The organism is Paenibacillus sp. JNUCC 34, assembly GCF_058269055.1.
Genome location: NZ_CM177770.1, coordinates 529870 through 552204 on the forward strand (window position 1 = coordinate 529870; position 22335 = coordinate 552204).

Genomic DNA, 22335 nt, shown 5'->3' on the forward strand with positions numbered 1-22335 from the left:
GACCTATATTAGTTCGCTTCATTATAGCATAACGCGTGCTTCTGTCAGAGGTGACTTTGGTCACCCGAGAGGATGACTTAATCTACCTGTGGAGGAGATTCTGATCCGGTACAATGAAATCAAGAAATGGAAAACGGAAATCAGAATGGAGCGAAGAACAATGGCATTCTTACAAATGAACGATGTGGTCAAACGATATGGAAGTAAGCTTTCGGTGGATCACTTGAACCTGACCATAAACGAAGGCGAAATCTTTGGACTGCTGGGACCCAACGGGGCTGGCAAAAGCACGACGATCAACATGATCTGCGGACTGCTCAAAATCGATCAGGGCAGCATTGAAGTGGACGGCATCTCCATTAAGGACCGACCACTGGAAGTGAAAAAAAGAATTGGACTCGTCCCTCAGGATCTTGCGCTGTATGAGACAATGTCCGCTGCCGACAACGTGTCCTTTTTCGCCAAGTTGTACGGTCTCCGGGGAAAGTTGTTGAAAGAACGGGTAGAAGAGGCACTGACGTTTGTCGGCCTGCAGGATCGGGCGAAAGACGCACCCTCGACCTTCTCCGGCGGCATGAAACGGAGATTGAACATCGCTTGTGCCTTAACCCATCATCCGAAGATGATCATTATGGATGAGCCGACCGTCGGCATCGATCCGCAATCCCGAAATCATATTTTGGAATCCGTAAGAAAGCTTAACGAAATGGGCTCTACCGTAATTTATACCAGCCACTACATGGAAGAGGTTTCCGCGATCAGCGACCGTGTGGCGATTATGGATAAAGGGCATGTGATTGCTTTCGGGACCCAGCAGGAACTGAGAGAGCGGGTTGCCCATGAAGAGAAAATCGTGTTGACTGCGGAAGGCATCACACAAGCTATGGTAGATGAACTGACCACACATCCCCGAGTGTCCCGAGTTCATCGGGATGAGCGTGTTCTGGAGATCTATCTGCCGTCGGCGCAAAATGACCTGCAGGATGTTTTGTTTATATGCAGCAAGCATGAGGCGGTTATCCAAAGTATCCAATGCGAAGAACCGGATCTCGAGACACTTTTCCTCAGTCTGACCGGCCGGACGCTGCGCGATTAGATACCAAGATTGAATGCGGAACAATGTGAAGGAGGGAACCACAGTGAATATAAGAACCATTACATGGTTTGAATTGAGAAGAATATCTCGAAGCCGAACGGTATTATTTAACCTGTTCTTGCTGCCGATGTTATTGATTTTTATATTGGGATCGGCGTTATCAAGTTTTTTCGGCGGCGTGGAGGAATATGTCCCGGAGCAGGTGATGGTGGGAATCATTGGCGTGGAGTCCGGCGAGTCGCTTCCATCAAGCTTTAGGACCTTTATCGAGGCGCCAGAGATTGCAAAAGTACTAGTTCCATCCATGGGACTTACGCAGAAGGAAGCGGAGAGTAAGCTCCGCACAGGCGGTATTGACTTTGCCATCACGGTACCGGAGGACCTTGATACTCAGATATTTTTGGGCGGTAAAGTCCAATTGGAAATGCTCCTTGGAAAAAACCGTATGCGCAATTTGATTGCGGAATCGATGTTCGGCGCTTTTATGGATGAGGCCAACAGTAAGCAGGCGCAGGCCGTCATTGTGGGACCGCAAGTGCTTACGAACAGCAGCTCCGCTGAGAACGAACGCCCTTCATATGTAGAAACCGGCAAGCTGAATGACCAAGGCGAGACTTACTCGGCCGTACAGTATTATGCCGCATCGATGTTAGTTATGTTTCTGCTGTACTCGGGTTTAACTGCGAGCAACAGCCTGTTTTCGGAAAAAGAAAATCATACGCTGTATCGGCTGCAGTCGACACCGGTCTCTAGCGCGACTATTTTTGCGGGCAAAATTCTGGGATGCAGCGTTGTGACGGTGATGCAAGCCATTCTGATCGTTGTGGGCTCTAGCTGGATGTATGGAGTAAATTGGGGCGACCATGTCTGGCTGTTAATGCTGGTATGTGTTCTGATTACGATGACTTCCATGACCATTGCGATCATAGTTTCGCTAGTTACCAAAACTGCCTCGACGGCAACCGCGATTATTCAAGCTGTGGTCATTGCCATGACATTCCTGAGCGGAGGATTTACGCCGCTTCCGGTGGATTTCATTCAGGCTTTAGGTGAGTTCACCGTGAACCATTGGGCGCTACAAGGAATTCTGCGCATGATGCTAAACACAGAGTTATCTCAAATTTTAACATGTGTCGGGGTCTTGGGTGCGATCTCGCTCGGTTTGTCCGCCGCGGCCATGATCGCTTATCGAAAGGTGGGTTACCATGCATAGTCTTACCATCGCTTGGCAGATGATCAAACGGACGCTAGGCCGTAAGAAAGGCTGGATCTCCTATGTCATCATTCCATGTGTCGTTGTTACAGCAGCTGTAGCGCTCCTCGGAAATGAAGAGACAACCAGCGTAACGATCCCTTACGTGAATTCAGATACCGGTCCAGCGGGCAAGCACCTGATAGAGGAATTAAGCCGCACGAAAGAGTACATTTTGAAGCCAATCAGTTCAGAAGAAGAACTCAAGGAGTCCATCATTCGGCAAAAAGGGAAGATCAGCATTTGGATACCAGAAAACTTTAGTGAAGCTCTTCTGGCAGGCGACACACCCACAGTAGAATTGTTTGAGCTGTCCAGCAGCGAGGCATCCTTTTTGGTCAATACGACGGTAAATGGAACGATCGGACGCATGGGGGATGCTGCCACCGTCATCCGCGATGACAGTGATAAGAATCAGGATCCACAGGCTGCATTTGAGAACATATTGAATCAGATGGCAAAACACCAGGTCGAAGCCGTCAGCACGGATATGGGGCTGTACGCCAAGCCGGGTTTAACCAACGTAACGGGTTTTACTCTCATGTTCATGATGGGTCTCATCTCTAGTGCAGTTATGCTTATCGTGGAAGACCGGAGAATGCGCACCATGTCACGTATTTTTACCGCCCCGGTTCGCTCGTATCAGATTGCGCTTGGGAACTTTCTCGGCAGTTTTGCTTTAGGTGCTCTACAGGTTCTGTTTGTATTAATCCTGACAAAATATGTGCTTGGTTATGAATATGGTATTCCGTTTTTCATGCACTTTTTAATCCTGACGGTGTTCATGCTCGTTGCGATGGGCATAGCCAGTACCGTTGCAGGGATGATCCGCAATCCTCAAAATGCCGGGATGCTCAATTCCTTGATCATTACACCGACGTGCATGCTTGGGGGCTGTTTCTGGCCGCTGTCGATCATGCCGGATTTCCTGAAAAAAATCGCCAACTTCATTCCTCAGAAATGGGCAATCGAAGCGGTGGAGACGGCTGCTTCGGGTGGTACACTGGCGGATATCCAACTGCCGCTGCTTATCTTGGGTTTGATGGCGGTTATCTTGCTGGGGTTAGGCTCCGTAATTCTGCGACCTAGCGAAACGAGTGTGAATGCGTAAGGCATAAGTATCTGCGGGTTCAGGTTTCCTTGAACAGAGGAATCTAGCGAAGGAGTCTGAGGTTTAACAATACAAAAAGGATCGGTTCTCTAAAAAAGAGGATCGATCCTTTTGCAATCATATTGAATTTCAAAATCTACTCGCAGAAACGGTCGCAGTCTTTATAAGTGCGTGTTCAAAAAGGTCGGTTTTCAGCACCGAAGCATATGCTTCCGATATGCGTTTTTTCAAAACGCTTGAGTTGGATGAAGCTAGGGACTGAGGAGCGGAGCTGCACGTTTTCGTAGAAAACGTCTTTGGAAGCATAAGCTGTTTTGGGTACGTGAGCACCTAAAATGTTTCCGGAGGAAACATACTTCGTAAGCATCCACTTAGGACCGGCTGAATTCAAGATTCGATGCCGAGTCCACTTCCTGATTCACTTCGTGATCAAAAGCGGACTTTTTAAACAACCTCTATAAGGATGGCAATGCCGTTTCTTCTTGGTTATATACGACTCGTTCTACGTCTACTGCCGCAACTGTCTCAGTACCGTGATTTCAACTCGGCGGTTTTTCTGCCGCCCCTGAGCGGTAGTGTTATCGGCGGCGGGACGGGTGTCGGCATACCCTGCATATTGAAAGATGTCAGGGCTCAGTTTGCTTACGTCAAGAAAATAACGCAGTACCGACATGGCACGAGCACCGGAAAGCTCCCAATTATCTTTATAGAAGGGACCTGCAGGTACGTTGTCGGTATGACCTTCGATGCTGACCGTTGTATTGAGATCACGGAACAGACTGGCGAGCTTGCTGAGCACCGGATCAGCACCTTCTTTCAGCTCAGCTTGACCGGGATCAAACAGGAAGCGGTCGCTGAGCGTGATTGCAATGCCCTGAGGTTCATCCGAAATAAAAATGTCGTTATGAAGTTGATTGTCTTGCACATATTGTTTAATTACATTCATGAACTCCGCGAGTTCTTCCTCCTGCTTCCGGAAGGCGAGCTCCCTTTCGGTCATTGGTTCCGGGTCTTTCTCTCCCGTAGCTGCTGCCGGCGGGTTTTTGTGTTTCTCGGTGTCCGCAGTACCTGTTAGGCCGGATCCCTGCTCGAGGATGGAGTCTCCGCTCCGGAAGGTGGATTGCAGAGAATCAGTGACAAGCTTGTACTTTTCGGTATCCAGTCGGCTCATGGCATACATGACGACAAAAAAGATCAGCAGCAGTGTGATCAGATCGGCATACGTGATCATCCATCGGTCCCGCTGGTCACCGCCAGCGTTCTGCTTTCTGCGGCGTCTTCTAATCGGTTGTCTCATGAGCCGTCCCCCTTGCTTCAGGGATAATGGAGAAGTCGGCGGAAGCATAAGAAGCCAGCTTCTTGCGCACGAGAAGTGGGTGCTCCCCGTTCTGTACTGCTATAATACCTTCAAGCAGAAGCTCCATATTTTCAATTTCTTCTTCACCACGTGCTTTAATCTTGGATGCAATGGGAAGAAAGATAATATTGGCACTTGCGACACCGTACAGTGTGGCCGTAAAGGCGACGGCAATGGAGGGGCCGAGCTGGGTCGGATCCTGAAGATTGCCGAGGACATGGATCAAGCCCATGACGGTACCGATAATTCCCATCGTTGGGGCATAGCCACCGGCAGACTCAAATATTTTGGCGTGATTTTCGTACTTCAGCTCAGTTGCCTGAATCTCAAGTTCAAGAATTTGCTGAACGAGCTCGGCATCGGTACCGTCGACGACCATCTGCATTCCTTCCCGCAAAAAAGAATCAGGGTGATCGGCAGAAACCTGCTCCAGGGCGAGTACGCCATCCCTGCGGGCGACAGATGCCATGCTCACGATGTCATCGATAAGCCCCTGGGAAGAACGGTTCCGATGTCCGAAGGCAATTCGGAGGCCTTCCGGAATTTTGCGTAGACGGGAGGCGGGGAAGCTGATCATGACAGCGGCAAAGGTGCCGCCAAATACAATAAGCGCAGCGGCACTCTGCAGCAATCCGCTGATATGTCCACCTTCCCATAAGAAACCTCCGATTAATGCGACAAGACCGGCTAATATTCCGATAACGATAGTTATATCCATAGCAATGAACCATCTCCTTTATATATGAAAATTGTATATATAGTGTTTGCATAGAAAAAACGAAGAGAGTATAATAGAAGGGGAACACGCATTCTTATTTATTGGATGTTTAGGGATGAATTTCCCTTCCATATATTATCGGGAAAATTCGACATAACCTTTAGTATACCTATTCTAGACGATAAGGGTGATATTGGACAAATGAGCGATATAGTTGTCAGTACCAAATCCTTTGAAATTGAGTCGGAATTTCAGCCTCAGGGTGACCAGCCGGGGGCGATTACCGAATTGGTTGAGGGGATTCAAGAGGGCAAGAAGCATCAGACACTGCTTGGCGCTACCGGAACGGGAAAGACATTTACGATCGCGCAGACCATTGCCAAGTTAAACCGGCCTACGCTGGTCATTGCGCATAACAAGACACTTGCCGCACAGCTGGCAAGCGAGTTTAAGGAATTTTTTCCGCACAACTCGGTTGATTATTTCGTGAGTTACTACGATTACTATCAGCCGGAAGCTTACATTCCTTCCTCGGATACGTACATCGAGAAGGATTCAAGTATTAACGAAGAGATCGATAAGCTGCGCCACTCCGCAACGAGCTCACTGTTCGAGCGGCGGGACGTTATTATTGTGGCCAGTGTATCTTGCATATATGGTTTGGGTTCACCGCAGGAGTATGGAGAACTGCTGCTCTCCTTGCGGGTAGGTATGGAGAAGCCGCGCAATCAGATTTTGGCGCGGCTTGTTGATATTCAGTACCAGCGCAACGATATTAACTTTGTGCGCGGCACGTTCCGTGTACGGGGTGATGTCATCGAAATCTTCCCGGCATCCAAGGGAGAACATGCCGTCCGTGTAGAACTGTTCGGTGACGAGATCGAACGAATTACCGAGATCAACGTTCTGACCGGCGAGCTTGTCGGTGAACGCGAGCATGTTGCGATCTTCCCGGCATCTCACTTCGTTACCCGGGAAGAGACGATGCGCGTTGCGCTTGTCAATATCGAACGGGAGTTGGAGGAGCGTCTTGAGATGTTGCGTGCCGATGGCAAGCTGCTGGAGGCGCAGCGGTTGGAACAGCGCACGCGTTATGATATCGAAATGATGAAGGAAGTCGGTTTCTGCTCAGGTATCGAGAACTATTCCGGACCGCTTACGTTCCGGGAGACGGGGGCAACACCATACACACTGATGGATTATTTCCCGGACGACATGCTGATTGTTATCGACGAGTCTCATGTGACGCTGCCGCAGATCCGGGCGATGTATAACGGTGACCGTGCACGCAAAACCGTTCTAGTGGATCACGGTTTCCGCCTGCCATCGGCTCTGGACAACCGGCCGCTGCAGTTTGAGGAGTTCGAGGATAAGGTAAACCAGATTATATATGTGTCTGCGACCCCAGGGCCGTATGAGCAGGAGCACTGTGACACCATGGTGGAACAGATTATCCGTCCGACAGGGCTTCTTGATCCACTGATTGATGTAAGACCGTCCGAAGGACAGATTGATGACTTGATCGGTGAGATTCATGAGCGGATCGAACGCGATGAGCGGGTGCTTGTGACAACGTTGACGAAGAAGATGGCGGAGGACTTGACCGATTATTTAAAAGAGATCGGAATTAAGGTCCGTTACTTGCACTCCGATATTAAGACATTTGAGCGGATGCAAATTTTGCGGGATCTTCGCCTTGGTACATTCCATGTGCTGATAGGTATTAACCTGCTAAGAGAGGGTCTTGATCTTCCGGAGGTGTCCTTGGTTGCGATACTGGATGCCGACAAGGAAGGTTTTCTCCGCTCGGATCGATCGCTGATCCAGACGATCGGTCGTGCGGCGCGGAACTCGGAAGGTCGGGTTATCATGTACGGTGACAAGATCACCGACTCCATGGACAGAGCCATTAAGGAAACGGAACGTCGCCGCAGCGTCCAGGAGGAGTATAACGAGAAGCACGGCATAACGCCGCAAACGATCCGCAAGAAGGTGCGCGACGTAATCGAAGCTACGAAGGTAGCCGAGAGCAAGGCGGATTACCTGACAGGTGCCGCCAGCAAGATGTCCAAGAAAGACCGCCAATCGGTGATCGAGCGACTGGAAGTCGAGATGAAGGAAGCTGCCAAGAATCTTCAGTTCGAACGGGCTGCAGAGCTTCGCGATGCACTGCTTGAACTGAAGGCTGAATAATTGGAATGGGCATGCTGCAGAATGCGCATGTAGCGCTGTCTGGAGTAATCGTAATAAAAGAGTGAGCATAGAAACGGCCACCGCCTTTATAAGGAAGGCAAAGCCGTTTCTACTTGGAATAATAGTTTGGCTGTGTGAAGCAGTGAGGAGATGATATCTTTTGGCAAGTGACAATATCGTGATTAAGGGCGCGCGTGCCCACAACCTGAAAAATATCGACGTAACGATCCCGAGGGACCGGTTCGTAGTGCTTACCGGACTGAGCGGCTCCGGTAAATCATCGCTTGCGTTTGATACGATCTACGCAGAAGGACAGCGTCGTTATGTAGAATCACTGTCGGCGTATGCCCGTCAGTTTTTGGGCCAGATGGAGAAGCCGGACGTCGATTCCATCGACGGACTGTCTCCAGCCATATCGATTGATCAGAAGACGACAAGCCGTAACCCCCGCTCCACGGTGGGAACCGTTACGGAGATTTATGATTACCTGCGGTTGTTATTTGCCCGCATAGGCCACCCTCACTGTCCGGAGCATGGGATTGAGATTACATCCCAGACGGTAGAACAGATGGTAGATCGTATCATTCAGTATCCGGAGAAGACGCGCCTGCAGATTCTCGCGCCGGTTATTTCCGGGCGGAAAGGCGAGCACAAGAACCTGTTCGCGGATATCACGAAGCAGGGCTTTGTACGCGTACGCGTGGATGGTGAGCTGCGAGACCTATCAGAAAATATCGAGCTGGAAAAGAACAAGAAGCATACGATTGAAGTTGTAGTTGACCGGATTGTGGTAAAGCCGGATATTGAAGCCCGACTGGCTGATTCGATCGAGACGGCACTTAATCTATCGGGAGGACAGCTTCTGGTGGATATCATGGGTCAGGAGGAGCTGCGCTTCAGTTCGAACTTTGCCTGCCCGGTCTGCGGGTTCAGTATGGACGAGCTGTCTCCGCGGATGTTCTCTTTTAACACGCCGTTCGGGGCTTGTCCTGATTGTGACGGTCTGGGTGTTGAGATGATTGTGGACCCTGATCTGCTTGTGCCGGATACAAGCAAAAGCATTGAAGACGGTGCTTTTCAAGCATGGGCCGGAGGTACATCAACCTACTATCCGCAATTCCTCAGATCCGTGTGTGAACATTACAAGATTCCGCAGGATGTGCCGGTAAGCGAGCTGGACCCGGATCAGATGGATAAACTGCTGTACGGAACAGGCAGCCAGAAAGTGCATTTTAAATACGAGAATGATTTTGGGCAACGGAAGGAAGCAATGGTAACTTTTGAGGGGATTATCCCGAATCTGGAACGCCGTTACCGTGATACGAACTCCGACGGCATTCGCGAGCACATTGAAGGATATATGAGCACAAAGCCTTGTGATGTGTGTAAGGGACACCGTCTTAAGAAAGAAACCCTTGCTGTAACGATTAACGACCAGAATATGGCGTATGCCACAAGTCTGTCTATCGGGGAAGCCACACGTTTCTTTGAAAATTTGGAACTAACCCCGAAAGAGAGTCAGATCGCGAACCTGATTCTGAAGGAGATCAACAGCCGTCTTGGCTTCCTGGTCAATGTCGGACTGGATTATTTGACGCTGAGCCGTTCGGCCGGCACGCTGTCCGGTGGGGAAGCTCAGCGGATCCGGCTTGCAACCCAGATCGGTTCGAGTCTGATGGGTGTGCTTTACATTTTGGACGAGCCGAGCATCGGTCTGCACCAACGGGATAACGACCGTTTGATCTCAACACTGGAGCATATGCGTGACCTCGGCAATACGCTGATCGTCGTAGAGCATGATGAGGATACGATGATGGCGGCGGACTACATTATTGACATCGGTCCGGGAGCGGGAATCCACGGCGGTCAAGTTATCGCGCAAGGTACTCCGAAAGAAATTATGGAAGACGAGAATTCGCTGACAGGACAGTACCTGAGCGGACGTAAGTTTATTCCGGTTAACAGCAAGCGCCGCAAGACGGATGACCGATGGTTGGAAATTCGGGGTGCCAAGGAGAACAACCTCAAGAATATCAATGTCAAAATTCCAATCGGTGTCTTTACTGCCGTTACCGGTGTATCTGGCTCCGGTAAATCGACACTTGTGAATGAAATTCTGTACAAGACGCTGGCGCGCGACTTGAACAAGGCAAGGGTTCGTCCGGGTCAGTACCGTGAAATGCGCGGTCTAGAGCATATCGAGAAGGTTATTGACATTGACCAGTCGCCGATTGGCCGGACTCCGCGCTCCAACCCAGCGACCTATACCGGGGTGTTCGATGATATCCGTGATATTTTCTCCCAGACGAACGAAGCGAAGGTTCGCGGCTATAAGAAGGGCCGCTTCAGCTTTAACGTGAAGGGCGGCCGTTGTGAGGCGTGTCGCGGTGACGGAATCATCAAGATTGAGATGCACTTCCTGCCGGATGTTTATGTGCCATGTGAGATATGTAAGGGCAAGCGGTACAACCGTGAAACACTGGAAGTGAAGTACAAAGGGAAGAATATTTCCGATGTACTGGAGATGACAGTTGAGGATGCAACAGAATTCTTCGTGAACATTCCGAAGATTCACCGGAAGATGCAGACACTCATGGATGTGGGTCTCGGATACATCAAGCTGGGTCAGCCTGCGACCACATTGTCTGGCGGGGAAGCCCAGCGGGTGAAGCTTGCTTCCGAGCTTTATCGCCGCAGCACCGGCAAGACGATGTATATTCTCGATGAGCCGACCACCGGTCTGCACGTTGATGATATTGACCGTTTGCTTGTCGTGCTGCACCGGTTGGTGGATTCCGGCGAATCGGTCCTCGTAATCGAGCATAATCTCGATGTCATCAAGACCGCGGATTACCTGATCGATCTTGGACCGGAGGGTGGCAGCGGCGGTGGTACAATTATCGCCACCGGTACACCGGAGCAGATAGTGAAGGTGTCTGAATCTTACACCGGCAAGTATCTTAAACCGGTTCTGGAACGGGATACGAAACGGACGGAAGTTTGGAATCAAGAAAATGCGGTTATAGAGGAGTCTGCGGCGAAGTAATTGTAAGAGTCAATGTGCCTTCTCCATGACTGGAAGTCTAATGGCTCTGCATGAGGTGCAGGTCAATGGCGAGACTGGATGTAACCAGTCAAGAATCAACCGAAGTAACTTCCGGGGAGCTTTACCCGCTTAAAAACGATGTGTGACGGGTAATCATTCAGCGAGGGAAAAGCTTTACAGGAAACATAAAGAACCGAAGCCTTTGTCATCAAGGGCTTCGGTTCTTTTTTTGAAGATGAGAAAGTATAAACTTCGGAGTAAGCAGATCCTAATCTCGCAAGAAAAACTATCGCTAAGTGCGGTCTGGACTAGGAAGCGACCACTTCGGAAGCTAGAATTTCTGTCAGCTTCTCCTGGAATGCTGGCACACCGACACGCTGTACGTATTCGAAGAAGCTTTCTTCTGGTGACAGGCGGTTATTTTTGTAGAACAACAGGAGCTGTGCGAGCACGGGACCCACGTTATCCCCTTTGACCCGGCCTTTAAGTGCTTTGTTCAGCTGTGCACCTGGTCCAAGCGATCCGCCAACAGCAATATCGAATGCGTCCACCATACCAGCTGGCGTTCTGATCAAGGTGCCTTGTAGACCGATATCCGCGATATGCTTTTGGCCGCAGGAGTTCGGGCATCCAATAAAGTGAATACGAATCTTCTCATCGAGTTCAACATGCTCGTCAAGATACTCCGCAACGACTTTCGCACGTTGTTTCGTTTCCACTACAGCAAGGTTACAAAATTCGTTACCGGTGCAGGAAACCGTACGGCTCATAAAATGTTTCGGAGCTGGGGTAAGACGCTGAAAGATAGGAGCCTTGAGCAGCTCTTCAACCTGATGATCTGGTACACCGCTCAGGATGATGTTTTGCGACATAGTAGTACGGATTTTTCCATCCCCGTAGTTGTCAGACAGATCCGCAAGCTGCACTAACTCACTGGCATTCAGGCGTCCTACCGGAACGTTCAATCCGACATAGTTGAGCCCTTTCTGGCGCTGTGGGTGAACACCGTCGAAGTAGGCTGCTTGCCAGCCAATGGTTTTATCCTCTCCCCGTGAAGGGAGTTCACCGACCAGTTCCACGAGCTTCTCCTTGAACTTATCCGGGCCCCAATCGGCAACAAGGAATTTAAGACGGGCATGGTGCCGCTTCTCGCGATATCCATTATCACGGAAGATCGTGGTGACTCCGACTGCAACCTTTAGCGCTTCTTCCGGACGGATAAAAATATCGAGAGACTGAGCCAAATGAGGTTTGGCAGAGAGGCCGCCGCCTACCATCGCGTGGAAGCCGATAACCTCCTTACCATCGATAACTTTCACCGCTGGAGTTAATGCTAGGTCGTTAATTTCAGCATTGGCGTTGTTGTAGCGGTTCGAAGAAATCGAAATTTTATATTTACGCGGCAGATTGGAGAAATCACGGTTCAGCAGGAAAAAGCTGTTGATCTCCTCCACAAGCTCAGTTGTATCCATCAGCTCATGCGGATCAATGCCCGCCAAGGGATTGCCAACAATTGTTCGCGGGCAGTCTCCACACGCTTCATAGGAGTATAGACCGACATCTTCAAGTCTTTGGAAAATATCAGGTAAGCTTTCGACGGTGAGCCAGTGAAACTGGATCGCCTGGCGTGTCGTCACATCAACCAGATCACGACCATATAGTCTGGCGATATCGGCCAAGGCACGAGCCTGGGCAGTCGTCATGATTCCTGTGTTGATCCGGACACGCATCATGAAATGTCCGTCCTTCGGTTTTTGCTGGTAAACACCGGCCCATTTAAACCGGTCCATATCATCGGCGGGGATGGAGTCAAAGCCTTCTACTGCATATTTTTCAATAATGGTACGGATTACGTCCAATCCGTCCTTCTCAAGCTTTACAAATTCAAATTTGTTCAGCTTGTCGGGGTTAGCCGTCCATATCGGTTCATAAGCCATGTGAATAACGCCTCCTGCATCATGATTTGAGTGTTATGTCATGCTGTTAAATAATTAATTCCGATTTGAATAGTATGATATTGAAGTTGATATTATCACACATCATCGTGTCCGTAAATGAAAAAATGGATTTCTTTATCAAATTTTCAAATCGATTGTTTTTGGAATATGGAGTCTGCGGGCAAGTGGAGAGACAATCTGACGGGGTGATTTTTAGGTCAAATATTTTTAGTCAAGGAAGGAATTCATAAAATGTGTTGCATTAATGATTAAATATGAGAAAAAGTTGTGACTTTTTTACTTTTTTTGAGAGGAAGGGCTTGCATAAGGGCGTGGGCGCGGATAACATAGAAGAAGATATGTAAAATGCCCGAGAAACCACGAGGAGGTTCGTTCTATGTTCCTTGCAGCAGCTGCGGAAACCGGTTCCAATTTCAAAACATTTGATATTTTCATGATTTTGTTTACGATCCTGATCTTTATCGGTGTAGTCCGCTTGTTAACTGCCCGTCAGAAGAATAAATTCGCAATCGCTTTCGGCATTGTCAGTCTGCTGGTTTTTCTCTACTCGGACTATGCGATGGTCATGAATTGGTTCAGCACCAGTCAGTGAATGAACAAGATACATAAGAGGACGTCCCGCTGTGACACAGTGAGGGCGTCTTTTTTTCGTCTATGTGCGTCTACTAGGATAGAGATTTTGCATAAATGGAGGAAAATATTAGGTGGAAATTAGGTCTTATAGCAATTGTACGGGCCATGCCCCTGTGATACATTGAGGAGTACACGTAGCCATGCAGGCTAACGTATGGAGAGGAACGGGTGAAGAGATGAGGATTTCTGGGAGTAGAAAGGCCGTAGGCACGCTATTGAGTATAACACTGTTACTCGGCGTGGGGCTGTCGCCAATTTTCGTGACAACGGCAGAGGCAAAATCTGTTAGCGAAAATACAAGCAGTGCCAACTATACATACGAACAGGATCCGGTTCCGCGAGTGATTAAAAATATGTCGCCCTCCGTTGTTGGAATCATCGGTAAGACATCCGGAGGAAACACTCAAAGCGGAGAAGACCGCTATAATCTGACTCACGGTACAGGGGTTATTTTCAAATCGGATGGTTGGATTATTACGAACGCACATGTTGTCGATGGGAATACGGGTATTACGGTCGTTACGGCTGACAATAAAACATACAAAGCAGAAAAAGTATTCAGCGATACGACTAGTGATATAGCATTGGTCAAAATCAACGCTAAGTCGCTAACACCTGCCAAGTTCGCCAAGAGCAGCCGTTCGGCTCAGGTAGGTGAGAAGGTTATCGCGATTGGTACACCGGTCTATTTCACGCTCCGTAATTCTGCGACGGTAGGTGTGGTCAGCGGCCTCGACCGGAGTGTGGACAGTTCATACCGGCTGATTCAGACGGATACGGCGATTAACCCCGGGAATAGCGGCGGACCGCTCGTTAACCTGAAGGGTGAGGTCATCGGTATTAACAGTATGAAGTTCTCTGGCGTAGAGGTCGAAAATATGGGCTTCTCCATTCCGACGGAAACTGTCCAATATGTGACCAGTCATCTGCTGAAGTATGGTGAAGTGAAACGGGCAGGACTGGGACTCTCACTGGAGGAAAGTTGGTCTGCGATCGTGGGCCTTCCGAGTGATGATCCGCTAACTGTCACAAAGGTGCTGTCGGCTCAAGCCAAGAAAGCTGGAATTAAAGAAGATGATGTGCTCTACTCGATCAATGGGAAACGGGTATATTCGGTAGTGGATATCAATGAAATGCTGAAGGATTTTATGCCTGGGGCAAAGGTTAATGTATTGATGCAAAGCGATGGGGATATCGTAAACCGCACGCTCACACTTAGTAGTGAAAATAAAACAGAAGCTGTAGCGGCTATAGCGGCAGCAGGGGAGGAGTAGTAATGATGAAGTCAGAGAACACGCTTGTTCACAATAAAGTATGGCGAACATCCGCCGCACTACTGGCTGCCTTCGTACTCAGCGCCTCCTTATCGCTGCCGGTGTGGGGAGACTCGATAGAGAAACGGGTGCTCACTCTGCAGAAGGGAAGCAGTGCAGCTGTCGTTAACGGCGAGTCTTATACGATTGCCAAACCGTATATCAAGCAAGGCACGGTTATGGTTCCTGTCGGTGTGTTCAAAAAAGCATTCGGTAGCCAAATTAAGTTGGAAGGCAGTAGCCGAGTCCGGGTTCTCCAGGGACCACATGTTGTTGTGATGTCCATCGGTAGCACGACAGCATGGGTGGATGGGAAGAAGATCAACCTAACGGTGGAACCTCAGATGGTGTCAGGTACACTGATGGTCCCACTTCGTCCGGTAGCAGAAGGAATCGGAGCCAAGGTATATGCTGACAAAAACGGCAAGCTGAGCATCAGCTTGGACGTGATGGATAAAGATGAGTCGACACAGAACAATACGGGCATCGACGCTACGGCTGGCAAGACACGGATTGGCAATAGCTATTACGAATGGAGCATGAATTACCCTTCCGGCATGGTTATCGGAGGCGGTGCAGATAATGAGAGCGTTGCGGTGTTCTCTGATGCGACCGGACGTTATTATCTGGAGGTTCATGCCACGCCGCAGCAGGTGAAGCTGGATACCGAGGATCTTTTGCAGAGGCTGGTGAAGGACGCCCGCAGTTCAGGAGATATTGTGCTGGACCGGGAGATTGTGATGCGGGCAGTAGTGCCTTATGCACGCATCATTTCACGTGATTCGGAAGGCGTATTATGGGAAGGCCGGGGGTATTACGCGAACAACAAGGTGTACGGAATTTATTTCGCCGATGGTGATGCTTCGCACTATAAGGATTTGGATAAATACGCTGGACTGCTTAATTCCTTCAAGCCATCCTTTAATACAGGGGATAAGAGTCTAAAGGATCTTTCTTCGATTGAAAATGGACTCCGCAGTGTCGTGAATCCGGACTACGGTATTGTGGCGGGTGTTCCGGCAAGCTGGGCGGTCAACAATCAGGAGATGTTTTATGGAGATGAAGAGAAGGGCTATCTGTCCATAAGGGTGACCTCTGCGCCGAAGGGAATGGCGGGCACACTTAACGGCTGGGTCGATCAGATGAAGAGTTGGCTCGCGGAAGCATTTGTGCCGGAAGCCTACGAAGTGGTTGGATTAACCCCAGTGATTATTAACGATGTAAAAGGTCAAGTTCAGGAGGTCCGCTACAATTTTGGCGACGGTTGGACGACGGAGTACGAAGTCATGCTGCAAGAGAATGGCTACCGCTATTATTTGGAATATACCGTACCTGAGGGACAAGAAGAGACCGCCAAGGCATGGAAAGATGTGCTGAATTCGATATATATTGATTATGATGTTGTTCCCGCCAACTTTGGCCGGATCGATGATGAAGACTTTTTGATGGATAAGTCTAAAATGACAGTCAAGAGCTCCAACACTTATCGTTACAACGTAGCTATTCCGCGCTACTGGACAGCGATCAGTGACCGCTTTGATACATCAAAGGTAGAATACGGGTTCGTCGGAGGCAGCTTCGAGATAACGGCTGATAAAGAGACAAAGGCGGAATACGTGATCAGCGGGCTGAAGCAGTATTACAAGGAAGCAACTTCAGGCAGCAATAGTGAAGTTAAACTTCTCGGAACAGACAACATTACGTTTGCCGGAGCTCCGGCTGTATCGTTCAAGGCGTACCAGATAAGGGATGAAATTGCGTATACGTCCAATCAGATCGTTTTTGAAAGCGACGGTATAACGTATACCATATCGACGGTGCTCAATGATTCAAATGCCACGGAAGCTCAGAAACAAGCCATTGAGAAGGCACTGGCCTCGTTTGAATTGGTGAAGTGAGGGTTAGGCTATTATTAAGATGATAAATTATTAAATGAATGAATGAGTTTTCTTGGATAGTACCATTTGATAAAGAGCCAAACAGTTTACGACTGCTTGGCTTTTTATATCGTTAATTCGTGTGCGCTTTATGACATTCATATGAATTTCATTTTTAATGAAGAGGAAGAGGGGATGGAATGAGAGAGTCTTTAAAAGATATGTTTTCAACGTCTTTTGTGGAATCGTTTGCTGTTAAGGTAAAAGAGAAATATCCGGCTTTTAATACAGAGCAATTCAAGTCGCTAATTCACGATGAGACTTGGGAGGCTGAGGAGTTTAAGCAGCGCATAAGGCATATTACACATGCTCTGACGGGGACGCTTCCGCCTTCTTATGTCGAAGCTTTAGATGTTCTTTATAAGGTGGCCCCAGAATGCAGAGGAATTGAGCATTTGTTTATCCCGGACTTTGTCGAGGTGAACGGGATGGAGGATTTTGAACGATCCATGCAGGCGCTTCAGTTCTTTACTCAGTTCTCTACCTCGGAGTTTGCCGTTCGGCCGTTCATTATTCGGGAACAGGATAAGATGATTGCTCAGATAACAGAGTGGGCGCAGAGCGATAATGAACATGTACGCAGGCTTGCCAGTGAAGGGTGCAGACCGCGTCTTCCTTGGGGGCAGCAGTTGCCTGAGCTAATCCGTGATCCGGGCCCTGTTTTGCCGATTCTGACACAGTTGAAGGAAGATAAGTCGCTATATGTTCGGAAAAGTGTGGCGAACCATCTGAATGACATTTCGAAGGATCATCCGGAGTTGGTGTTAGACCTGGCAGGAAAGTGGTACGGAGGTCATCCGCTAACGGATTGGATTGTAAGACATGCTTTGCGCACGCTGCTGAGACGGGGTGATGTACGGGCCTTGGCGATTTTTGGATACGAAGAGCTTGAGGAAACCATGGAGGTTGCATCCCTGCAGGTGAAGCATCCGGTCATTGCCGTGGGTGAGGACTTGGAATTTTCTTTTACGTTAATCAACGGGAGTGATCAAGCGAGCTCGCTTCGGATTGACTATGAGATCGGGTACATGAAGGCGAATGGGAAGCAGGCGCCAAAGCGCTATAAATGTTCGGATAAGGTGTACGCTCCAGGCGGTCATAAGGTGACGAAAAAGCAATCCTTTAAAGTAATCTCAACTCGGCGCTTCTATCCCGGAGAGCACAGTCTGGATATTTTGGTTAACGGAAAGAGGATGGCGTCCGTTTCGTTTGTGCTGGAGGAGTAGCTGGTTGGGACGTGGATCTTGACGACCACCGAGAGGAGTTAGCGTTTTACGTAAACGCGTCAATTTAGTCGTGAGTTCGCCTCTGCCATTTCATAGAAAAGCTTTCGGTATCCCCCCACATTTGGTACACTAGACAAGTTAAAGAACCATAGGTCTCTAGACGGTATGATTCACGTAAAGAGAGCTGCTGTTGACGTTGGATATGCAATGTTTTCTGAAAGTGATGAAATATTTACAGTAACCGGCAGGACTTGCTGGTTTGGGAGGATATAGATGGATACAAAAGATTTGCGAAGAGAAGACGTGGAGCTGCTGGCACCCGCAGGGGATTGGGACTGCATGCGTGCTGCCGTGGCAAATGGTGCGGACGCGATCTTTTTCGGGGTAGAGAAGTTTAACGCGCGGGCACGTGCCAATAACTTCCGGATGGACGAGCTGCCGGAGATCATGGGATTTTTGCACAGTTATGGTGTGAAGGGATTTTTGACGTTTAACATTTTGGTGTTCGAGAATGAGATGGAGGATGCCAAGGAACTGATCGACGCTTGTGTTGATGCAGGTGTGGACGCGGTGATTGTGCAGGATCTTGGTTTGGTAAAGCTGATCCGTGAGATCTCTCCGGATTTTCCGATCCACGGCTCGACACAAATGACGATTACATCACCGGAAGCGGTGGAGTTTACGAAGCCTTTTGATATGGAGCGGGTTGTACTGGGCCGCGAGAATAATTTGAAGCAGATTCAAAAAATCGGTGAGCAGGCAAAACTGCCGATGGAAGTGTTCGTGCACGGGGCTTTATGCGTATCCTACTCTGGTCAGTGCCTGACCTCCGAGATGTGGGGCGGCCGTTCGGCGAACCGCGGAGAATGCGCGCAAGCATGCCGTTTGCCGTATGATCTCATGGTGGATGGCGAACAAAAGCCGATGGGCGATGTGGCATACCTGTTGTCTCCAAAAGATTTGGCGGCCATTGATCTGATGCCGGAGCTGATTGAAGCGGGCGTCATGTCCTTTAAAATCGAAGGACGTCTGAAAAGTCCGGAATACGTTGCGAATGTGGTCAGTAAATATCGGAAGGTCATCGACCGGTATTTTGATGGGGATGATTCGAAGCCGAGCAAGGAAGAGGTACGGGAGCTGCAGCAGAGCTTTTCGCGCGGATTTACGCACGGCTTCCTGGACGGAACGAACAATAAAAAGCTGGTGGAAGGCACGTTCCCGAAAAGCCGGGGTGTGTATCTGGGTCGGGTAGAGCAGATTCTTCGCGACGGTGTTGTATGTAAGCTGGAAGCACCGCTGAAGCGCGGCGACGGTATTGTGTTTGACGCTGGAGATCCGACGAAGAAGGAAGAAGGCGGCCGCGTGTACGACGTGCGCCGTAAAGGTGTGAAGCTCGAGAGCGAAGCTGAGGAAGGTTGGATCATCGACATCGTACCAGGCCGCAGTGATGTGGACCTGCGAAAGCTTCATGTTGGTGACCGGATTTGGAAGACTAACGATCCGGCGCTCGACAAACGTCTACGGCAGACGTATGAGACAGATAAGCCGTACCGGGTATTCCCGGTACATGTGCGTGTCAGCGGACGTCCTGGACAGCCGCTGTCAACTTGGTGGACCGACGTGCAGAAGGGCACAACGGTCCAGGTGGATTCGGAGCTGGAACTGGAGATCGCCCAGAAGCGTCCAATGAACCGTGAGCTCCTTGAGGAGCAGTTCGGTCGCTTGGGCGGAACGGTGTTCCAGCTGGAACAGCTTGACGTCGAGTTGTACGGAGACGTCATCGTCCCTATGCGCGAGCTGAACAGCATCCGCCGCCGTGCGGTGGAGCTGCTCGAAGGCGAGCGTCCGAAGCCGCCCGTGTATGTGAAGCGGGCAGTGTCGGTTTATGGCGATGCGGCGAAGCCAGCAGCGCCAGTCATGCGCGGTGAAGCGCAGCTTACCGCGCTGTGCCGCAGCCTCCCGCAGGTAGAGGCTGCAATCGAAGCCGGCGTGGAGATGATATACGCCGACTTCGAGTTTATCAAGCAGTTCCCGGCAGCAGTAGAAGCCGTGCACGCCGCGGGCAAGCAGATTGCGCTGGCTACGCCGCGCATCCATATGCCGGGCGAGAACGGTTACCACAACAATATTTTGCGCCTGCAGCCGGATGCCGTGCTGGTACGCAACACTGGTGCGCTGTATTTCTACCTGCGCCACCGGATGGAGAACCCGGACAAGAAGCATCCGCGCCTCATCGGTGACTTCTCGCTGAATATCGCCAATCATAAAGCGGTCGATCTGTTCCTCGAAGCTGGCTGTGACGCTGTCACACCGTCGTATGACTTGAACATCCAGCAGATGGTTGACTTGCTAGGCAAGGCGGATACGTCCAATATAGAGATTGTTATCCATCAGCATTTGCCGATGTTCCATACGGAGCACTGCGTGTACTGCACGTTCCTGAGCGAAGGAACGGACTTTACGAACTGCGGCCGTCCTTGTGAGGAGCAGCGCGTATCGCTTCAAGACCGGATCGGCATGTCTCACCCTGTACGGGTGGACGAAGGCTGCCGTAACACAGTATACAACGCCATCGAGCAGTCCGGTGCAGAGTATCTGGCGAACTTCATGGAGCTCGGTGTATCAAGCTACCGAGTCGAATTCCTGGAAGAGACTCCAGAGCAAGTGCACGAAGTTATCGACCTCTACAACCGCGCTCTTCGCGGCGAGATCAGCGGCACACAGGTATGGAAGAAGCTGAAGGCGACCAACCAGCTCGGCGTAACGCGTGGGCAACTGGTGAAGTAGGGTTGAAGCGGGTTAAACTCTACAAATATTTAAGAGCACGATCGAGGGATAAAGCCTCAATCGTGCTCTTTTTTATTATTTTACATATGAAATCATTATTATTGCTTTTCCATGACCAACGCTGCTTCCGTTCGCTTATCTTGTTCCATAGCATAGGAAATACACCGCTCCACAAAATCCAGAACTTCCTCAGATACTGGGTACAGCCCAGACTTTTCTACAGGCTGTTTCCGCACCTCCCAGAACTTGTTCATCAGCTCCTCGTCACCTCCGAAGGTTTCATTCGAAACCTCGATCAAATCGGATGCAATTAAATATCCTTCTTCCGATTCTGGTGCAATAGACTGCTCTACACAGCATTCGATACGCCGTAATAAGGAAATGTATTGCTGGGTCATCCGGTCGTTGTTACTGAGATTGGGAAGAGCTTGCTTCAAGAACAGACGTTCATCATCTTCAAAGTAATCCATCCATTTTTTAGAGCTGGTTTGAGCGATTCGCACGAGACTGGATACTCTCTCCCACGATATTGAGCCTTCCAGATCTATCATATTGATTAAGGAATTCGTGTTCGAAATACTGCTCTGAAGTAGGGTCAACTGTTCTTGGAGATGATTGTGATGTGCGATTAAAATATCCCGAAATGACAGCTTTTCCAGCACATTTTGGATTTCCTCGAGTGGCAGTGAGAGCGATTTAAGCAGTGTGATTTTTTCAAGGGTGAAAAGATCTTCTTCAGAGTAGTGACGCCGGCCGTTATCATCTTTAAAGCTGGGGGTGAGAAGACCGATCTGATCATAATAACGCAGTGTGCGGACAGAAACATTACTCTGCTTCGATACTTGTCCGGTGGTCCATCGATTCATGCTGTACCTCCTAATAAAAAGCTTGCAGGTGACGTTGCGTCACCTTATATAGTGAAATTATATCACAGAAGATAAAGGGGTATGAGCAATGAATAGCAGCGTGACGAGATGGAAGGAACAAGACAACTGGACATGGAAAGAGTTTGTAGCTTTGCTACTGCTCGAGTTTGTTTTTGTAATTGGATTTATCAAATTTGTAGTAAAACCTGCTTATACACAGTGGCTTGGAAACGAGCTGTATTCGGGAACATTGACGGGACTCACGATAGCAGTTGTTTTGATATCAGGTGTGTATTTTGTTGCACTTCGTCCCAAACGGTTGTCATGGAGTGAAGTGGGCATAAGATCATTTCCGGCGAAGGATTGGGGACGCATTCTTTTATGGACGCTTCTATTAATTGTTGGTAGTGTACTGGTCATGGTGCTTACCAGTTTTATCGGGAATACATATGAGAACAGTAAAACAGAGGCTATGCAGCAAAACGTAACCATCTTCACTGTGTTTATCGCTTTTGTAGCAGCAGCAATTATTTCACCGATCTATGAGGAAATATTTTATCGCGGCTTTTTATACCGCTGGCTGCGTACACGTATAGGTATGCGCTGGGCGATTCTACTGAGCTCGCTGATTTTTACGGTTGTCCACATTCCAACATATAATGCGATGCCGGTAAATTTTTTGTGCGGCGTTGTCTTTGCATGGGCGTATGAGCGGACGAATTCGATATGGCCGGCGGTTATCATTCATGGGTTGGTGAATGGGATTGCTGTGGTATTAACGGCACTTGGGTAGGTATATCTATGTAAAAGGCTCAGATGACTGATATAATAGTCTGAAAGAC

15 protein-coding genes are annotated in these 22335 nt (G+C 49.3%); 11 read left to right on the forward strand and 4 right to left on the reverse strand.

Annotated features, from left to right (window positions below; all coding sequences use genetic code 11):
- The first annotated feature begins 160 nt into the window (after nucleotides 1–160).
- From AC2TF5_RS02355 to AC2TF5_RS02365, 3 genes are read left to right on the forward strand one after another with little or no spacing between them, the layout of a single operon-like run.
- Nucleotides 161–1096, forward strand: a complete 936-nt coding sequence (locus AC2TF5_RS02355) for an ABC transporter ATP-binding protein (protein WP_491302791.1) — start codon at nucleotides 161–163, stop codon at nucleotides 1094–1096.
- A gap of 43 nt (nucleotides 1097–1139) precedes the next feature.
- On the forward strand, nucleotides 1140–2309 hold the full coding sequence (locus tag AC2TF5_RS02360) for an ABC transporter permease (RefSeq protein WP_491300683.1): 1170 nt from the start codon (nucleotides 1140–1142) through the stop codon (nucleotides 2307–2309).
- Nucleotides 2302–3459: an ABC transporter permease gene (locus tag AC2TF5_RS02365; RefSeq protein WP_491300684.1), complete on the forward strand. Its 1158-nt coding sequence runs from the start codon at nucleotides 2302–2304 to the stop codon at nucleotides 3457–3459. Before AC2TF5_RS02360 ends, AC2TF5_RS02365 begins: the two co-directional genes overlap by 8 nt.
- Nucleotides 3460–3967: 508 nt before the next feature.
- Here AC2TF5_RS02365 and AC2TF5_RS02370 read toward each other — a convergent pair.
- Nucleotides 3968–4756, reverse strand: coding sequence for a flagellar motor protein MotB (locus AC2TF5_RS02370; protein ID WP_241930947.1), 789 nt, complete (start codon nucleotides 4754–4756; stop codon nucleotides 3968–3970).
- The gene (locus tag AC2TF5_RS02375) at nucleotides 4740–5534 is read right to left on the reverse strand and encodes a flagellar motor protein (RefSeq protein ID WP_491300686.1); all 795 of its coding nucleotides are present in this window, start codon (nucleotides 5532–5534) and stop codon (nucleotides 4740–4742) included. The genes AC2TF5_RS02370 and AC2TF5_RS02375 overlap by 17 nt, the downstream gene beginning before the upstream one ends.
- Nucleotides 5535–5735: 201 nt before the next feature.
- On the opposite strand from AC2TF5_RS02375, the gene uvrB reads away from it, so the two are divergent.
- The gene (uvrB, locus tag AC2TF5_RS02380) at nucleotides 5736–7727 is read left to right on the forward strand and encodes an excinuclease ABC subunit UvrB (protein ID WP_491300689.1); all 1992 of its coding nucleotides are present in this window, start codon (nucleotides 5736–5738) and stop codon (nucleotides 7725–7727) included.
- 160 nt (nucleotides 7728–7887) lie between these two features.
- A complete protein-coding gene (gene uvrA, locus AC2TF5_RS02385; RefSeq protein ID WP_491300691.1) occupies nucleotides 7888–10773 on the forward strand; it encodes an excinuclease ABC subunit UvrA in 2886 nt (961 codons plus the stop codon).
- A 308-nt stretch (nucleotides 10774–11081) separates the two neighbouring features.
- On the opposite strand, the gene AC2TF5_RS02390 is transcribed toward uvrA, so the two are convergent.
- Nucleotides 11082–12710 carry a nitrite/sulfite reductase gene (locus AC2TF5_RS02390; RefSeq protein WP_491300693.1) on the reverse strand — a complete coding sequence of 543 codons (1629 nt, stop codon included), beginning with the start codon at nucleotides 12708–12710 and terminating at the stop codon, nucleotides 11082–11084.
- Between the two features lie 397 nt (nucleotides 12711–13107).
- Here AC2TF5_RS02390 and AC2TF5_RS02395 point away from each other — a divergent pair, with 397 nt between their 5' ends.
- The 5 genes from AC2TF5_RS02395 to AC2TF5_RS02415 all read left to right on the forward strand — a co-directional run bounded on the left by AC2TF5_RS02395 (nucleotide 13108) and on the right by AC2TF5_RS02415 (nucleotide 20627).
- Nucleotides 13108–13323 carry a hypothetical protein gene (locus AC2TF5_RS02395; protein WP_491300695.1) on the forward strand — a complete coding sequence of 72 codons (216 nt, stop codon included), beginning with the start codon at nucleotides 13108–13110 and terminating at the stop codon, nucleotides 13321–13323.
- A gap of 181 nt (nucleotides 13324–13504) precedes the next feature.
- Nucleotides 13505–14638 (forward strand): S1C family serine protease, encoded by a 1134-nt coding sequence (locus AC2TF5_RS02400; protein WP_491300697.1) that lies wholly within the window; start codon nucleotides 13505–13507, stop codon nucleotides 14636–14638.
- Nucleotides 14639–14640: 2 nt separating this feature from the next.
- Nucleotides 14641–16575 carry a copper amine oxidase N-terminal domain-containing protein gene (locus AC2TF5_RS02405; RefSeq protein WP_491300699.1) on the forward strand — a complete coding sequence of 645 codons (1935 nt, stop codon included), beginning with the start codon at nucleotides 14641–14643 and terminating at the stop codon, nucleotides 16573–16575.
- 179 nt (nucleotides 16576–16754) lie between these two features.
- Nucleotides 16755–17840, forward strand: a complete 1086-nt coding sequence (locus AC2TF5_RS02410; protein ID WP_491300701.1) for a DNA alkylation repair protein — start codon at nucleotides 16755–16757, stop codon at nucleotides 17838–17840.
- Between the two features lie 273 nt (nucleotides 17841–18113).
- Nucleotides 18114–20627 carry a U32 family peptidase gene (locus AC2TF5_RS02415; RefSeq protein ID WP_491300703.1) on the forward strand — a complete coding sequence of 838 codons (2514 nt, stop codon included), beginning with the start codon at nucleotides 18114–18116 and terminating at the stop codon, nucleotides 20625–20627.
- 98 nt (nucleotides 20628–20725) lie between these two features.
- Here the strand turns inward: AC2TF5_RS02415 and AC2TF5_RS02420 are convergent, their stop codons facing one another.
- Nucleotides 20726–21493, reverse strand: coding sequence for a MerR family transcriptional regulator (locus AC2TF5_RS02420; RefSeq protein ID WP_491300705.1), 768 nt, complete (start codon nucleotides 21491–21493; stop codon nucleotides 20726–20728).
- An 88-nt stretch (nucleotides 21494–21581) separates the two neighbouring features.
- Here AC2TF5_RS02420 and AC2TF5_RS02425 point away from each other — a divergent pair, with 88 nt between their 5' ends.
- A complete protein-coding gene (locus AC2TF5_RS02425; RefSeq protein ID WP_491300707.1) occupies nucleotides 21582–22286 on the forward strand; it encodes a CPBP family intramembrane glutamic endopeptidase in 705 nt (234 codons plus the stop codon).
- The last annotated feature ends 49 nt before the right edge of the window (nucleotides 22287–22335 follow it).

What these genes read in the sequence shown, in the direction of transcription:
- AC2TF5_RS02425 (WP_491300707.1), top strand. Translation starts at nt 21,582, where the DNA reads ATGAATAGCAGCGTGACGAGATGGAAGGAACAAGACAACTGGACATGG.
- AC2TF5_RS02420 (WP_491300705.1), bottom strand. Translation starts at nt 21,493, where the DNA reads ATGAATCGATGGACCACCGGACAAGTATCGAAGCAGAGTAATGTTTCT.
- uvrB (WP_491300689.1), top strand. Translation starts at nt 5,736, where the DNA reads ATGAGCGATATAGTTGTCAGTACCAAATCCTTTGAAATTGAGTCGGAA.
- AC2TF5_RS02370 (WP_241930947.1), bottom strand. Translation starts at nt 4,756, where the DNA reads ATGAGACAACCGATTAGAAGACGCCGCAGAAAGCAGAACGCTGGCGGT.
- AC2TF5_RS02395 (WP_491300695.1), top strand. Translation starts at nt 13,108, where the DNA reads ATGTTCCTTGCAGCAGCTGCGGAAACCGGTTCCAATTTCAAAACATTT.
- AC2TF5_RS02390 (WP_491300693.1), bottom strand. Translation starts at nt 12,710, where the DNA reads ATGGCTTATGAACCGATATGGACGGCTAACCCCGACAAGCTGAACAAA.
- AC2TF5_RS02375 (WP_491300686.1), bottom strand. Translation starts at nt 5,534, where the DNA reads ATGGATATAACTATCGTTATCGGAATATTAGCCGGTCTTGTCGCATTA.
- AC2TF5_RS02415 (WP_491300703.1), top strand. Translation starts at nt 18,114, where the DNA reads ATGGATACAAAAGATTTGCGAAGAGAAGACGTGGAGCTGCTGGCACCC.
- AC2TF5_RS02405 (WP_491300699.1), top strand. Translation starts at nt 14,641, where the DNA reads ATGATGAAGTCAGAGAACACGCTTGTTCACAATAAAGTATGGCGAACA.
- AC2TF5_RS02355 (WP_491302791.1), top strand. Translation starts at nt 161, where the DNA reads ATGGCATTCTTACAAATGAACGATGTGGTCAAACGATATGGAAGTAAG.
- AC2TF5_RS02400 (WP_491300697.1), top strand. Translation starts at nt 13,505, where the DNA reads ATGCAGGCTAACGTATGGAGAGGAACGGGTGAAGAGATGAGGATTTCT.
- AC2TF5_RS02365 (WP_491300684.1), top strand. Translation starts at nt 2,302, where the DNA reads ATGCATAGTCTTACCATCGCTTGGCAGATGATCAAACGGACGCTAGGC.
- AC2TF5_RS02410 (WP_491300701.1), top strand. Translation starts at nt 16,755, where the DNA reads ATGAGAGAGTCTTTAAAAGATATGTTTTCAACGTCTTTTGTGGAATCG.